At 69.3% G+C, this 15,039-nt stretch carries 14 protein-coding genes; 3 read left to right on the top strand and 11 right to left on the bottom strand.

Annotated features, from left to right (window positions below):
• Positions 1–6: 6 nt before the first annotated feature.
• A complete protein-coding gene (locus RPX00_RS13845) occupies positions 7–669 on the bottom strand; it encodes a hypothetical protein (RefSeq protein WP_406639923.1) in 663 nt (220 codons plus the stop codon).
• 419 nt (positions 670–1,088) lie between these two features.
• Here RPX00_RS13845 and RPX00_RS13840 point away from each other — a divergent pair, with 419 nt between their 5' ends.
• Both RPX00_RS13840 and RPX00_RS13835 read left to right on the top strand, forming a co-directional pair.
• A complete protein-coding gene (locus tag RPX00_RS13840) occupies positions 1,089–2,159 on the top strand; it encodes an HpcH/HpaI aldolase/citrate lyase family protein (protein ID WP_406639922.1) in 1,071 nt (356 codons plus the stop codon).
• On the top strand, positions 2,156–3,016 hold the full coding sequence (locus RPX00_RS13835) for an HpcH/HpaI aldolase/citrate lyase family protein (RefSeq protein ID WP_406639921.1): 861 nt from the start codon (positions 2,156–2,158) through the stop codon (positions 3,014–3,016). The genes RPX00_RS13840 and RPX00_RS13835 overlap by 4 nt, the downstream gene beginning before the upstream one ends.
• 43 nt (positions 3,017–3,059) lie before the next feature.
• Here RPX00_RS13835 and RPX00_RS13830 read toward each other — a convergent pair whose 3' ends face one another.
• Together RPX00_RS13830 and RPX00_RS13825 are read right to left on the bottom strand one after the other, a co-directional pair.
• Positions 3,060–4,451 (bottom strand): acyl-CoA synthetase, encoded by a 1,392-nt coding sequence (locus RPX00_RS13830; RefSeq protein WP_406639920.1) that lies wholly within the window; start codon positions 4,449–4,451, stop codon positions 3,060–3,062.
• 8 nt (positions 4,452–4,459) lie between these two features.
• Positions 4,460–5,782 carry an MFS transporter gene (locus tag RPX00_RS13825; RefSeq protein WP_406639919.1) on the bottom strand — a complete coding sequence of 441 codons (1,323 nt, stop codon included), beginning with the start codon at positions 5,780–5,782 and terminating at the stop codon, positions 4,460–4,462.
• A gap of 93 nt (positions 5,783–5,875) precedes the next feature.
• Between RPX00_RS13825 and RPX00_RS13820 the strand changes: the two genes are divergently transcribed.
• Complete coding sequence (locus RPX00_RS13820; protein ID WP_406639918.1) at positions 5,876–6,616, top strand: IclR family transcriptional regulator; 741 nt, start codon at positions 5,876–5,878, stop codon at positions 6,614–6,616.
• A gap of 3 nt (positions 6,617–6,619) precedes the next feature.
• Here the strand turns inward: RPX00_RS13820 and RPX00_RS13815 are convergent, their stop codons facing one another.
• Genes RPX00_RS13815 through RPX00_RS13780 form a run of 8 tightly spaced genes read right to left on the bottom strand, consistent with a single transcriptional unit; the run spans position 6,620 to position 14,934 of the window.
• Positions 6,620–8,005 (bottom strand): amidase, encoded by a 1,386-nt coding sequence (locus RPX00_RS13815; RefSeq protein ID WP_406639917.1) that lies wholly within the window; start codon positions 8,003–8,005, stop codon positions 6,620–6,622.
• A gap of 15 nt (positions 8,006–8,020) precedes the next feature.
• Complete coding sequence (locus RPX00_RS13810) at positions 8,021–8,779, bottom strand: SDR family NAD(P)-dependent oxidoreductase (protein ID WP_406639916.1); 759 nt, start codon at positions 8,777–8,779, stop codon at positions 8,021–8,023.
• Positions 8,776–10,200: an aldehyde dehydrogenase family protein gene (locus RPX00_RS13805; RefSeq protein ID WP_406639915.1), complete on the bottom strand. Its 1,425-nt coding sequence runs from the start codon at positions 10,198–10,200 to the stop codon at positions 8,776–8,778. The genes RPX00_RS13810 and RPX00_RS13805 overlap by 4 nt, the downstream gene beginning before the upstream one ends.
• Positions 10,193–10,960 (bottom strand): ATP-binding cassette domain-containing protein, encoded by a 768-nt coding sequence (locus tag RPX00_RS13800; protein ID WP_406639914.1) that lies wholly within the window; start codon positions 10,958–10,960, stop codon positions 10,193–10,195. Before RPX00_RS13800 ends, RPX00_RS13805 begins: the two co-directional genes overlap by 8 nt.
• Entirely contained in the window at positions 10,957–11,691 is a 735-nt protein-coding gene (locus tag RPX00_RS13795) for an ATP-binding cassette domain-containing protein (RefSeq protein ID WP_406639913.1), read from the bottom strand. Before RPX00_RS13795 ends, RPX00_RS13800 begins: the two co-directional genes overlap by 4 nt.
• The gene (locus RPX00_RS13790) at positions 11,688–12,503 is read right to left on the bottom strand and encodes an ABC transporter permease (RefSeq protein WP_406639912.1); all 816 of its coding nucleotides are present in this window, start codon (positions 12,501–12,503) and stop codon (positions 11,688–11,690) included. The genes RPX00_RS13795 and RPX00_RS13790 overlap by 4 nt, the downstream gene beginning before the upstream one ends.
• Entirely contained in the window at positions 12,503–13,447 is a 945-nt protein-coding gene (locus RPX00_RS13785; protein WP_406639911.1) for an ABC transporter permease, read from the bottom strand. Before RPX00_RS13785 ends, RPX00_RS13790 begins: the two co-directional genes overlap by 1 nt.
• Positions 13,444–14,934, bottom strand: coding sequence for an ABC transporter substrate-binding protein (locus RPX00_RS13780; protein WP_406639910.1), 1,491 nt, complete (start codon positions 14,932–14,934; stop codon positions 13,444–13,446). Before RPX00_RS13780 ends, RPX00_RS13785 begins: the two co-directional genes overlap by 4 nt.
• Positions 14,935–15,039: the final 105 nt, after the last annotated feature.

Here is a 15,039-nt window from a genome sequence, read left to right as displayed (position 1 = left end):
GGGCTTTCAGTCCGCCTCGGCCGGGACGGGGGCGTCGGAGTCCTCGCGCAGCAGCAGGTCGTAGGCCATCTCGTTGACCCAGCGCGAAACCGGGTCCTCCTGCAGCAGCACCCGGTCGTGGTGGGTGTCGAGGTCGAGGTCGGTCGTGGCGTACGGGTCGGCGGTGACGACCGCGAGGCCGTAGGCGCGGGCGCGCGGCAGGCAGTTCGTCACGTAGTCATCGGTCAGCACGGCAGGCGATGGGAGCACCATCGCGGCCTCGCCGTAGCGCGAAAAGGGCACCGCGGAGGCCATCGCGGTCCGCCAGTGCCGGGCGACCGCGAGGACGCCGATGATCTCGGCGGCCGGCGCGGGTGCGGTCGCGGCCAGCTCTGGCCAGGTCCAGGTGTCGACGAGGGCGCGATCGGCGACGGGACCGACACCCATCGCGATCCGCTCCGCGTGCACGTCGGTACGAAGCTTCGCGACGATGCTGACCTTGCGGCCGAGCAGGGTCGTCGCGGGCAGCACTACGCCGTTCCAGCCCAGCAGGGCCGCGGCCTTGCGCGCCAGCTCGTCGACGCTCGCGGGCAGCTCGATCGGCGGCAGCACCCGGCTCGCCGTCGTCCGGCTGCGCTTCGCACCGCCGGCGACCGTCGAGCGCTCGGTGTTCTGTGGGGTAGCCGCCACGAGTCCGCCTCCTTCAAGCACCTGTTCCTGCATACCGGCGAAAACCGGTACATGAACTGAGTACCAGGGCAAAGACGCGAGGTCTCCGGGTTGCCTCGCCGCGTGCGATCGGCGGCGCTCAGCGGTCGGTGACCGGTCGGTAGGCGGTCGTTCGACTTCAGCCCGACCGTGCGGCCAACCGAGTGAGACGGGGGTGAGTGGTGCGCACGGAGCGCGTCCCCTGGGTGGCCCGCCACCCGCGCGGGGGCGAGGCACGCGGCGCAGCGCCTTACTCCGATCGGCCTAATCGCTCCGGTTCCACAGTGGACTTCCGCTGGTCACCGGCCTCACCCGGATGGCGGGTGAGCTTCGCCGCAGCGAGGGGACCCGGCCCCGGTTTAGGGTTACTCGTCGGTCAAGTACCCGCCGGGAGGACCAGGATGCGCTCGCCGAAGGACTTCTTCGCCCCGCTCGCCGTCGGAGCGCCGCAGCCGCCGCGGCAGATCCCGGTGCGGCCGTCGCGCATGATCCACTTTTTCGATCCCGGCAACGAAAAGATGGCCGCGAAGGTCCCGGACATCGCGAAGAAGACCGACGTGCTGCTGGGCAACCTGGAGGACGCCGTCCGCGCCGACCGCAAGGAGGCCGCGCGGGCCGGCCTGGTGTCGATCGCGAAGGCGACGGACTTCGGCCGCACCCAGCTGTGGACGCGGGTGAACAGCCTCGACTCGCCGTGGGTGCTGGACGATCTGATCACCCTGGTCACCGAGATCGGCGACAAGCTCGACGTGATCATGGTCCCGAAGGTCGAAGGCGCGCAGGACATTCACTACGTCGACCGGTTGCTGGCGCAACTGGAAGCGCGGGCCGGGCTGACGAAACCGCTGCTGGTGCACGCGATCCTGGAGACGGCGAGCGGCGTCGCGAACGTCGAGGAGATCGCCAGCGCGTCGCCGCGTATGCAGGGCATTTCGCTGGGCCCGGCCGACCTCGCCGCGAGCCGCCGGATGAAGACGACCCGCGTCGGCGGCGGGCACCCGGGATACCTGGTGCGCACCGACCCGGTCGGCGAGGACCTCACCGAGGGCCGCACGACGTATCAGCAGGACCTGTGGCACTACACGGTCGCGCGGATGGTCGACGCGTGTGCGATGAACGGAATCCTTCCGTACTACGGACCGTTCGGCGACATCCGCGACGTGGTGGCGTGCGAGGACCAGTTCCGCAACGCGTTCCTGCTCGGCTGCGTCGGCGCGTGGAGCCTGCACCCGGTGCAGATCGACATCGCGAAGAAGGTCTTCTCCCCGGCCCCGGCCGATGTGGCGTGGGCGCGGCGCGTGATCGCCGAGATGGGCGACGGCACCGGCGCGGTGATGATCGACGGGAAGATGCAGGACGACGCGTCGGTCAAACAGTGCCGGGTGGTCGTGGAACTGGCCGATGAACTGGCCGCGACCGACCCCGAACTGGCCGCCGCGTACGACGCCGCGACGAAGGAGATCCAGTCATGACCGAACTGCGACCGCGGCGGTCCGTGCTGTACATGCCGGGCGCGAACGAGCGCGCGCTGGAGAAAGCGAAGACGCTGCCTGCGGACGCGTTGATCCTGGATTTGGAAGACGCCGTCGCTCCGGACGCGAAGGAAGCCGCGCGGGAACGGGTGTGCGCCGCGGTCGGTACCTATGGCTCGCGCGAGGTGACGATCCGGGTCAACGGCCTGGACACCGAATGGCACGACGCCGACCTGCGTGCCGCCGCTGCCGCTGGACCCGCTGCGGTGGTGGTGCCGAAGGTGAATTCGGCGGCTGAGGTGCACAACATCGAGCGCGCGCTGGAACTCGGCGGAGCGCCGGAGCACACGAAGATCTGGGCGATGGTGGAGACGCCGGTCGCGATGCTGCACGCCGAGGAGATCGCGGGGGCGTCGGAGCGGTTGACCGTGCTGGTGATGGGCACGAACGACCTGGCGAAGGAACTGCACGCGGAATTCGTCCCTGGTCGAGGGCCGTTGCTGGGCGGGCTTTCGCTGTGCCTGCTGGCCGCGCGGGCGACCGGGAAGGTGATCCTGGACGGGGTCTACAACGACGTCAAGGACACGGCCGGCTTCGAGGCGGAATGCTTGCAGGGGCGGCAGTACGGGTTTGACGGGAAGACGTTGATCCATCCTTCGCAGGTGGAGCCTTGTAACCGGGTTTTCGCGCCGTCGGAGGAGGAGATCGACCGTTCGCAGCGGATTATCGCGGCGTTCGAGGAGGCTTCGGCTGCCGGGCGCGGTGTGGTGACGGTGGATGGGCGGATGATCGAGAACCTGCACGTGGAGAACGCGCGGCGGGTGCTGGCGTTGGCGGAGGCGATCGGGGCGAAGTAAAGCCGAGTGCGGCGACGAGAGGTTCGCCGCCGCACTCGACGCTTCACAGCAGGTTCTTCTGCACCTTCCCCATCGCGTTACGCGGCAAGGATTCCAGCACCCGCACCTCCCGCGGTCGCTTGTGGACTGACAGCGTGCCCGCCACGAAGTCCGTCACCACGATGCCGTCGAGGTCATCCCCGACTACGTACGCGACGATTCGCTGCCCCAGGTCGTCGTCGGGCACTCCGACCACCGCCGCTTCGCGCACGCCCGGGTGGGCTAGCAGGGCTTGTTCCACCTCCCCAGCACCGATGCGATAGCCACCCGATTTGATGAGGTCGACCGATTCCCTTCCCACGATTCGGTGAAATCCGTCCGCGTCGGCGACGGCGATGTCGCCGGTGCGGAACCAGCCGTCCTCGGTGAATGACTCCGCGGTTTTGTCCGGCAGGCCTAGGTATCCGTCGAAGAGCGTCGGGCCGGTTACCTGGAGGTGGCCGAGGCTCTCCCCGTCGGAGGGGACCGGGTTTCCGCGGTCGTCGCACAGTCGCGTTTGGACAGTGGGCAGGGCGGTGCCGACCCAGCCTGGGCGCCGCTCGCCGTCGTATCGCGTGCTGAGCGTGATCAGCGTTTCGCTCATTCCGTAGCGTTCGACGGGAGCGGAGCCGGTGAGTCCCGACAGCTTTTCGAAGACCGGTTTGGGCAACGGAGCACTTCCCGAGACGAGCAGTCGCGCGGACCCCAGCGCACGCGCGGCGGACGGCTCCGCGCACACCCGGGACCACACGGTCGGGACTCCGAAGTACAGCGAGCCCCGCGCTTCCGCGTAGGCCGCGGGCTTCGGCCGGACGGTGTGCGTGAGCGGTGAGCCGACGCGCAACGCGCCAAGGACACCCAGCACCAGGCCGTGGACGTGGAACAGCGGAAGTCCGTGTACCAAGGTGTCTTCCGCGGTCCAGCTCCATGCGTCGCGCAGCGCGTCCAGGCACGCGGCGATGGCCGAGCGCGAGAGCACGACGCCCTTCGGCGCGCCGGTCGTCCCCGACGTGTAGACGATCAGTGCCGCGCTTTCGGCGGCCGGTTCCGGATAGCTGGACCCAGACCGCGAAGCCGGATCGATCGGCACGACGGGGAGTTCGACGTCGTCCGGCGCGTCGCCCAGCCAGAGCTGGGCTCCGGAGTCGGACAGCACGTGCCGGCGCTCGGCCGGTCCCGAGTCCGGCGGAACCGGGATGGCGGGCACGCCCGCGGTCAGGCAGCCGACCACGGCGACGATCGTCTCCATGCTCGCGGTCGCGTTGACGGCGACCCGGCGGGCGCCGGCGATCCGGTCCGCGACCGCGGCGGCGGCCCCGCGCAGGTCGTCGAGCGACATCGACGCATCGCCGACCCGGACGAACGGGCCGTCCGCGGAAGCGGCCGACAAGGCGGTCAAGAGGGCGGTGTCCTTCACTGATTTCCTCACTCGGGCAGCGGTTTGTTACGGGTCTCGGGAACAAGCGGGAGCAGCAGCAGCCCGGCGACGAACACGACGGCGGTGGACGCCAGCGGCACGGCGAGCGAACCCAGCCCGCGGATCGCGACGCCGAGCACGAACGTGCCGACCGCGGCGAACCAGCGGGAGATCGTGGTGGTGAACGCGAACGCGGTGGCCCGGAACAACGTCGGGTACTGCTCGGGCAGCCACACGGTGAACACCGCGAAGTTCGCCCCGCCGAGGCCGAGGATCGGCAGGAATACGAACAGCAGCGGCAGATTCCCCAGCGGATAGGCGATCGCGTAAGTCCCGATGATGCCGACCGCCATCAGCGCGAAGAACAGCGCCAGCGCGCCCCGGCGGCCGAGCTTGTCCGCCAGCCACGGTGTGCCGATGCAGCCGATGACGGTGAAGATCGCCGAGATCGCGGCCGCGAGGCTGGCCAGCTGGGGACCGTGACTCGTGCCGGTTTCCTTGGCGAGCGCGGTCACCGCGGTCGGCACGTAGGTGGCGGTAGCCCACAGGCCGATCACACACGCACCGAGCAGCAGCAGATTGCCGATGGTCCGCCGCCGGTACTCGCGGCTCATGATGTTGCGCAACGGGGCGAGCAATGACGTACGCCGGGCCGTTTCCGCCTGTGCCGCCCACTTTTCCGGCTCCTTCGTGTTCCGCCGGATGAACAGGACGAGCAGCGCGGGCACGATGCCCAGCAGGAACAGACCCCGCCAGCCGAGCTGCTGGCCGAACGCCAGGTAGATGACGGCGGTCAGCAGCTGGCCGACGTAGTTGGCCGAATGCAGGACCCCGCCGAGCTTGACGCGGAGCCGTTCGGGCACGGCCTCGGCCACCAGCGTGGCCGCCATCGCCCATTCGCCGCCGATCCCGACCGCGCACAGGAACCGGAACGCCATCCAGGCCCAGACGTTCGTCGAGAAGCCGGCCAGCGCGGTGAACACCGAGAACAGCAGGATGCTGCCGATCATCGCGGGCCTTCGGCCGAAGCGGTCCGCGATCGGGCCCCAGATGAAGGAGCAGCCCCATCCGGCCAGGAACAGCGCGCCGCTGAGCTGGCCGTAGAACCCGATGTTCCCGACGTCCGGGGTGATGCCGGACGGCGGAAGCAGCTCAGTCAGCGTCGGCGCGAGCACCAGGCCGAACATCGCGAGCGTGAACCCGTCCATCGCCCAGCCGCCGAAGGAGCCCCAGAACGCGTTGCGCTGGGCGCGGTTCATCCGGGCCGGCGGGCCCGGGTCGGCCTGATCGCCGCGGGACCGTTCGCCGTCGGCTTCCTTGATCGTCGTCATGACCACCTCACTGTGGTCCACATTACGGACCGATGGGCTACTATGTGGACCGGTAGCGTATGAACGGGATCACCGAAGGTCAAGGGGTGGCGGATGAACAGCGTGCTCACTGCGTTGCGGGTGTTCGAGGCGGTCGCCGCGGCGCAACCCGCCGGGTTGAGCGAACTCGCGCGCCGGCTCGAGGTCCCGAAGAGCACGGTGCAGCGATGTCTCAAGACGCTCGCCGACGCGGGCTGGGTCCGGCCGGCGCCGAGCGGGGAAGGCCGGTGGGTGATCACCGGGAAGGCGTTCAGCATCGGCAGCGCGGTCAGCTCCGGGCCCCGGTTGCGCGAGATCGCGCTGCCGGTTCTCAGCCGGTTGCAAGGCGAGACCCGCGAGACGATCCACCTGACGGTCCCCGACGATGACGTGATGGTGCTGATCGAGCGGCTCGACAGTCCGCATCAGCTCCGCGCGTTTCTCCAGCTGGGCACACGGCTTCCGCTGCACGCGGCGTCGAATGGCAAGGCGTACCTGGCTTCGCTGGACGACGCGGCCGTCGAATCGTTCCTGCGCAACGGGTTGAGCAAGGTCAATGACCACACTGTCACCGACCCCGACGTCATCCGCCAGGAAGTCGCGGAGATCCGCCGGCGCGGTTACGCCGTCACCAACGAAGAACTCCACGAAGGCATCGCCGCGGTCGCCGTCGCGCTCAAGACGGCGGACGGCGAAACCTGTGGTTGCTTCAGCATTTCCGGCCCCACGACGAGGCTGACGCCCGACCTCTACGCGACGTATGGCGAGAAGGCGATCGCCGCGAAGGCTGAGATCGAGCGGTTCCTGTCCTTCTGACGCTCAGCTGACCGGCCAAGGACGCTGTTCCCCGCGCAGCTTCTCGAAGGCCGCCGCGACTCGCAGGACCTCCAGATCCGCGAACCGGCGACCGGTGATCTGCAACCCGATCGGCAGCCCCTCCGGGGTGTAACCGCAGTTCAGGGACACCGATGGCTGGCCGGACATGTTGTACGGCACGGTGAAAGCGATGTGCTCGAACGGCCGGGTCGGGTCGTTCGTCGGGGACGGCCAGTCGGCGGGCGGAGGGCCGACGGGGCAGGTTGGCGACAGGACGACGTCGTACGGTTCGGTCGCGCGCAAGGCAGCCACGCTGATCGCGTCGATGGCGGCGAAACCGCGGTAAGTGTCCACACCGGACGCATCCGCTCCCCCGGCGGCCCAATCCGCGATGTACGGCAGGACTTGCGCGCGTCGGTCTTCCGGCAAGCCAGCCATGTCCGACCAGGCGCGGACTCGCCAGAAGGTGTCCAGGCCGTTCAGGTGTTCGCGGGTCAGGAAGGGGTCGACGGGTTCTACTACCGCGCCTTCGGACGCGAACAGGGTGGCGGCTGCGGTTACCGCGTCGGTGACGGCGGGGGTCACGGGGAGGCCGACGCCGGGGTCCAGGTGCAGGCCGACGCGTAGGCCAGCCAGCGAGCTGGTCAGGGAAAGCCAGTCGAGGGAAGCGGGCGGCAGGCTCAGGTGATCGCGCGGATCGGGTTGGGCCAGGACGCTCATCAGCAGCGCGGTGTCGGCGACGGTCCTGGTCAGGGGGCCGACGACGCGGCCGAGGAAGGGCGGGTCGACCGGTACGCGGCCGAAGCTGGGTTTCAGCCCGACCAGGCCGCACCAACCGGCGGGGAGGCGGATCGAACCGCCGATGTCGGTGCCTACGTGCAAGGGGCCGTAGCCCGCGGCGGCTGCGGAGGCGGCACCGGCGCTGGAGCCGCCGGGAGTGCGCGTGACGTCCCACGGGTTGCGCGAAGCGGTGTGGAAGCTGGAAAGGCCCGAGGTGAGCATGCCGTAGTCGGGCATGGTCGTCTTCGCCAGCAGTACTGCGCCTGACTCGCGTACGCGGGCTGCGGCGGGGGCGTCAGCGGTCGCGGGCGTTAGGGCGGTGGCAGCGGTGCCTAAGGGCGTGGGGACACCGACGGAGGCGATGTTTTCCTTCAGCGTCAAGGGGACGCCGTCGATGGGACCGGAGGGTTCACCAGCGTGCCAGCGTGCTTCGGACGCCTTCGCTGCTTCGCGGGCTGAAGCGGCGTCGTACGCGTACAGGGCGTGCAGTTCGGGTTCGCGGGCATCGATGCGCGCGAGGACGGCTTCGGTGACTTCGACCGGCGAGAACGTCTGTGCGCGGTACCCGGCTACCAGCTCGTTCGCGGTCAGGTCGGCCAATTCGGTCATCGAGGAGCCTCCGATTCACGAAGCGGGTGGGTCAAAGCGGCCGTCGACTGCGGTCCAGCCGCCGTCGACAGCCAGGACGGAGCCGGTGACGAAGGTTGAAGCGTCCGAAGCGAGGTACACGACGGCGCCAGCCAGTTCGTCGGCGCGCGCCCAACGGCCGAGCGCGCCTTTCTGGGCGTAGGCGTCGTACCAATCGGGACGCGCTTTGATCTGTGCGGTCAAGGGGGTCTCTACAACGCCAGGGGCGATGGCGTTGACGCGTACGCCGGACGGTCCGAACTCAGCGGCAGCAGTGCGGAAGAGCTGCACTAGGCCGCCCTTCGTTGCTGCGTACGGGCCTTGACCGGGCTCGACGGTGGTGCCGCGGATCGAGGAGAAGCCGATGATGCTTCCCCGGCCCTGCTCGACCATCGGTGCGCCGAACGCGCGGAGCACCTCGAAGGCGACGCCCAGGTTCAGCTCCACCACGCGGTCGAACTCTTCGCGGGTGTAGTCCAGCAGGCGTTTCCGGACGTTGGTGCCCGCGGTCAGGACAACTGCGTCCAGCGGGCCAAGTTCCGCGGCGGCAGCGGCGACGGCACCGGGAGCGAGCAGGTCGATCTCGTACGCCTCGCCGACGCCGGTCTCCCGGGCGGCGGCGACGTCGCGGTCCGCGCAGATCACCGACGCGCCGTGCGCGGCAAGGGCGCGGGCGGCTTCGCGGCCGATCCCGCTGCCCGCGCCGAGCACGACGGCGCGGCGACCGTCCATTCGGAACAGTCCGGCGTAGTTCACGGGCGCAGCACCGCCATCCTGGTCACGGTCAGTTCTTCCACGGCGAATCGCGGCCCTTCACGGCCGATCCCGGAGTCCTTGACCCCGCCGTACGGCATCGTGTCGGACCGGAAACCGGGCACCTCGTTCACCACTACCCCGCCGACCGCCAGCTCGTCCAGCGCACGGAACGCAGTCTTCAGCGAAGAGCTGTACACGCTCGCGTGCAGCCCGTACCGCGACGCGTTGACCGCGGCGAACGCTTCGTCCACATCGGACACTGTGCGCAGGCAGACGACCGGGCCGAAGATCTCCTCGTCCCAGCATTCGACGCCGTCCGGGACATCCGCGAGCACCGTCGGCTCCAGCACTCCGTCGCGTACCGAGCCGCCTGCCAGCAGCCGGGCACCCGCGGCGATCGCTTTGTCGACCCACTCGGCGACCCGGGCGGTCGAGCGTTCGTCGATCAGTGCCGACACCCTCGTTGCTGGCGAGCGCGGGTCACCAACGGTCACTTCGCCGAGCCGCGCGAGCACCTTGTCGGTGAACTCGGAAGCCACGGACGACACCGCCAGCACGCGTTGTACCGAAATGCAGGCCTGACCGGACGCGTAGAACCCGCCGCGCAGCACAGCATCCGCGGCCGCGTCGAGGTCCGCATCCTCGGCGACCACCAATGCCGCGTTCGAGCCCAGCTCCAGCAAGGTCTTCGTCGGCGCGGCGTCGCGGGCGATCTGGTGGCCGACGGCGGCCGAGCCGGTGAACGACACCGCGCCGATCCGCCGGTCCGTGACCAGCGCCGATCCGACCGCAGCATCTCCGGTGACGAGCTGGACCATCGCGGGCAGATCGGTGTGCGAGCGGACGAGATGCACCAGCCACAACGTCGCCAACGGGGTTTGCGGCGCCGGCTTCACCACCACCGGGCAGCCAGCGGCGATCGCGGGGGCGATCTTGTGCGACGCCAGCAGCAGCGGGTAGTTGAACCCGGCGATGCCAACCACCACGCCGATCGGCTTGCGCTTCCAGAACCCGACCAGCCCGTCCCCGGACGGCAGCAGGTCGAGCGGCACGGTTTCGCCGTGCAGCCGCGACACTTCCTCCGCCGCGGCTTCCCAGGTGACGATCGTGCGCGCGACCTCTACCTGGCAGTCGACCAGCGGTTTTCCGGTCTCCTGCACCAGGAGCTGCTCAAACTCAGCCCGACGTTCACGGATCGCCGAAGCCACTTCGTTCAACAGTGTCCGGCGAGTCCGCGAAGGCAGCGAAGCAACTTCGCGAGCCACGGCCACTGCTTCGTCGATAGCACGCGAGGCCAGCTCAGCAGTACCGACCGGTGCCCGGCCGATCACGCTGCCGTCGTAGGGAAACACGACGTCCGCGGAGTCCACTGTGGACACCCAGCCGGGACCGATCGGCAGGCCGTCCGGGTAGTCAGGCATCCGTTTCTCCCTTCAACCGAGCCAGCTCGGTCCGCAGATTCGGCGCGGCGGCCAGCAGTTCCCGGGTGTACTCGTGCTCCGGCTCGGCGTAAACCTGGTCCACCGCGCCGATTTCCACGATCTCCCCACGCCGCATCACCGCGACGCGGTCGCACACGTGCCGCACCACGCCGAGGTCGTGCGACACGAAAATCAGCGTCAGCGAGAACTCGTCGACCAGCCGGGCCAGCAGGTCCAGGATCTGCGCGCGCACCGAAACGTCCAGCGCGCTCACCGGTTCGTCCGCGATCAGCACGCTAGGGTTCGGCGCGAGCGCACGGGCGATCGAGATCCGTTGCCGCTGCCCGCCGGAGAACTGGTGCGGGTACCGCAGCGCCGCGTCCTCGGGCAGTCCGACGGCGGTCAGCAGTTCGGCCACGCGCTCCGGCGACCGGCGGCCGAGCGGTTCGGACACGATGTCCCGCACGCGCATCCGCGGATCGAGCGAGCCCATCGGATCCTGGAAAACGATCTGCATTTCCCGGCGAAGGAACCGCAGCTTCCGTTCCGGCAGCGAGTCGATCCGCTTGCCCTGGAACGAAACCGTGCCCGCGGTCGGCCGGTCCAGCGCGGCGAGCAGCCGGACCAGGGTGGACTTCCCGGACCCGGACTCGCCGACGATCCCGAACCGTTGACCAGCGGAAACATCGAAACTCACGCCACGCAACGCATGTACGTCCCGCCGCTTGTACCGCCGCTCCAAGTCTCGCACGGAGATCATCGCGCGCCCTCCAGATCGGACGCCGCGAGCAGCCGTTGCGTATACGCATGCTGCGGCGCGGTCAGCACGTCCCGGGTCGAGCCATGCTCCACAATGGACCCGTCGAGCATCACCAGCACCCGGTCGCACATCTGCGCCACCACCGCCAGGTCGTGCGTGATGAACAGCAGTGAACTCATCCCCGACAATCGCTCGCGAATCAGGCCGAGGATCTGCGCCTGCACGGTGACGTCCAGCGCGGTCGTCGGCTCGTCGCAGATCAGCAGCGCCGGGTCGTTGGCCAGCGCGATCGCCAGCACCACCCGCTGCCGCTGCCCGCCGGACAGCTGATGCGGATACGCCCGCGCGACGCCGGGCAACCCGACCGCGGCCAGCAGTTCCTCCGCCGGCCGACCCCGACGGCCGTGCACCCGGAACGGCTCGGTGACCTGCCGTCCGATCCGCATCGCCGGGTTCAGCGCGGTCATCGGCTCCTGGAACACCATCGCCATCCCGTTGCCTCGCAACCGGGACAGCTCCTTCTCGGACGCACCGAGCAGCTCACGACCGTCCAGCCGCACCGAACCGGTGGCCGATAGCCCTTCCGGCAGCAGGCCCAGCACGGACAGCGCGGTGAGCGATTTCCCCGACCCGGATTCGCCGATCAGCCCGACCCGCTCGCCCGCGCCCAGCTCGAACGAAACCCCGCACACCAGGTCCGCGACCTGCAGGTTTTCCACCGTCAGCGTCATACCCGCGCCGCCAATCGGGGGTCGAGACGGTCGCGCAGACCGTCGCCGAGAAGGTTGAACCCGAGCACCGCCAGCGCGATCGCGACGCCGGGCACGAGCGCGAGCCGCGGCTGCGAGGTGAGCAGCTCCTGCGATTCCTGCAGCATCCGGCCCCACGAGGGCGTCGGCGGCCGGGTGCCGAAGCCGAGGAACGACAGCGCCGCCTCGGCGAGCACCGCGATCGCGAACGACACCGACGCCTGCACGATCAGCAGCCCGCCGATGTTCGGCAGCACGTGCGACCAGGCGATCCGCGTCCGCGACCGTCCGCCAGCGCGGGCGGCCAGCACGTATTCGCTGCTCATCACCTGCAACGACCCGGACCGCGCGATCCGGGCGAACGACGGGATGGTCGCGATGCCGATGGCGGCCATCGCGGTGAGCGTGTCCGCGCCGAACACCGCGCCGAACATGATCGCCAGCAGCAGCGCGGGAAACGCGAGCACCAGGTCGTTCACCCGCATCACGAACTCGCCGAGCCAGCGCGGGGCCATCGCCGCCAGCACGCCCAGCGGAGTGCCGAGCACCGCCGCGATGCCGACCGCGACGACGCCGACGTACAGCGTGGTCCGCGCGCCGACGAGGAGCTGGCTGAACACGTCCCGGCCGAATTTGTCCGTGCCGAACACATGCCGCGCGGAGAAGCCGAGCAGCCGGTCCGCCGCGTTGACCTGCACCGGGTCGTACGGCGTCCAGACGAACGACACCAGCGCGGCCAGCACGACGAGCGCGACCAGCGCCCCGCCGAGCAGGAGATTTCCGTTGCGGCGCATCAGGACCCCCGCAGTCTCGGGTCGAGCACCGTGTACAGCAGGTCGACCACGAAGTTCACCAGCAGCACCCCGGCCACCAGCACCAGCACGATCCCTTGCACGGTCAGCAGATCGCGCTGCGCGACCGCGTCCAGCAGCATGCTGCCGAGCCCGGGCAGCACGAACACCCGCTCCACCACGACCGCGCCGATCAGCAGCGTCGTCAGCTGGAGGCCGAGCACGGTGACCACCGGGACGGACGCGTTGCGCAGCCCGTGCCGGAACAGCGCCTGACCAGGCAACAAACCCTTGGAACGGGCGGTGCGGAGGTAGTCCTGGCCGAGCGTGTCGAGCACTGCCGAGCGGACGTAGCGGGTGAGCACTGCGCCTTGCACCAGCCCGAGCGACAACGCAGGAAGGATCAGTCCGCGCAGAAACTCGCCCGCGTTTTGGTTCGGCGGCGTCCATCCACCGCTCGGCAGCCAGCGCAGCTGGACGGCGAAAATCTGCACCAGGATGATGCCCGCGAGAAACGCCGGGATCGCCACGCCGACCTGTGACAGCCCGGAAACCGCGACGCCGCTGGCCTTCCGGTGCCGCACCGCGGCGAACGCGCCGGCCGGCAGCGCGATCACCAGCGCGACGATCATCCCCGCCCCGACCAGCCACAACGTGACCCCGAGCCGGTCAAGCAGCTGCGGGCTGATCGCCTCGCGCGTGACGTACGACCGGCCGAAGTCGCCGTGCAGCACGCCGCCCATCCAGCTCAGGTACTGCTCGGCCAGCGGCCGGTCGATGCCGAATTCGGCCCGGGTTTTCGCGAGCAGCTCCGGCGTCGCGTTCACGCCGAGCGCGACCTGCGCGGGATCGCCCGGAAGCACCGCCATGAACAGGAACACCACAATGGACGCCACGAACAGGCTCACCGCGAACACGGCCACCCGCCGCAGCACGCGCGCGGTCATGCCGGCCTCACCGCCGTCAGGTCAAACGACTCGCTGACCTGGTTTCGCGCGAGCCCGGTCACCTTCTTCTTGGCGACCACGACGTTCGGGAACAGGAACAGCCAGTCCGCGGCCGCGTCGGCGTTCAGCTGCCGCGCGACCTCCTTCATGTCCGCCACCTGCTCCTGCGGGGTGCCGCGGTCCGCCGCGGCGAGCAGCTGCTGTACCCGCTTGTTGTCGTAACCCCAGTAGTACTTGGGCTTTCCGAACGTGGCGATGTCGCGCGCCTCGACGTGCTGGATGATCGACAGGTCGTAGTCGTGATCGGTGAAGACCTGTTTGAGCCACACCGCCGGAAAATCGAGCGGCTCGATCGTCGCGGTGACCCCGACGTCGGCCAGCTGCGACTGCACCACCTGCGCCGCCGACACCGCGTACGGCAGGTTCGGGATGCGCAGCCGCAGCTTGAGATCGTGCACCCCCGCCTCGGCGAGCAGTTGCTTCGCCTTCGCCGGGTCGTACGGAGTGGCCTTCGACAGGTCCTCGTACCACGGGTCGGTGGGCGGAACCATGCTGCCGATGAGCGTGCCGCGGCCGTTGAACACCAGGTCCAGCACGGCTTTCCGGTCGATCGCGGAGGTGAGCGCGCGCCGGACGCGCACGTCGTTCAGCGGCGCGCGACGGCCGTTGAACGCCAGCGTGACTTCGCTGTTCGTGGTGCCCTGCTGCACGGTGAACCGGTCGTCGCCCTGGAACTGCGGGATCGAATCGGCGGACGTGAGGTTGGAGATCACGTCGATTCCGTTGGACAGCAAGGCATTGTTGAGCGCGGTCGGATCGGCGAAGTACTTGAGCACCACCGTGCGATACGCCGGCTTCCGCCCCCAGTACCGAGGATTCTCCCGCAGCACAATGGAATCGCCACGACGCCGCGAAGCCACCTCGTACGGTCCGGTGCCGACCGGATGGTTCGCCAGATCCGCGACGCCGGTCGGGCTGAACATCGCGCCGAGCCGGCTGGTGAGGCTGAACAGCCAGCCGTTGCTGGGTTTGGACAGCACCACGCGCGCGTGATCCGGCGCGACGACCTCGACGTGGTCCACGACGTCCATCGCCGATTTGAGCGAGATCGTCCAATCGGTCTTCACCCGCATCAGCGAAAACTGCACGTCCGACGCGGTGAACGGGGCCCCGTTGCTGAACTTGACGCCCTGCTGGAGCTGGAAATCGTAGGTGGTGCGGTCCGGGCTGATCGTCCAGGACTTCGCGAGCAGCGGCACGATCCGGCCCTGCGGATCGAGCTTCACCAGGCCCTCGTAGACGTTGTAGAGCAGCGCCTGCGGGATGGCCACGCCGTCGGAACGGGTGAAGTCGAAGTTCGCCGGCTCCGCCGTGTACCCGACGGAAAGGGTGTCTGGACCTGGGGAAACACTCGCGCTGGAGCCTGCCGAGCAGCCGGATGTCACGAGCAGCAGCGCCAGCGCCGCGGCAGTGCTCCGGGCTTTCATTCCGCCTCCTGTGCCCTGCGGGATACCCGCACCCAGTCGGCGTCGCGAGCGAGCTGTCGCGATGATAAGCCCACGCCGCCTCCGACTCAGTACACTGGTCTGACC

Origin of the sequence: Amycolatopsis sp. WGS_07 (assembly GCF_045278895.1) — a bacterium.
Classification (GTDB): Bacteria; Actinomycetota; Actinomycetes; order Mycobacteriales; family Pseudonocardiaceae; genus Amycolatopsis.
This window is presented reverse-complemented; position numbering and strand designations above follow the sequence as displayed.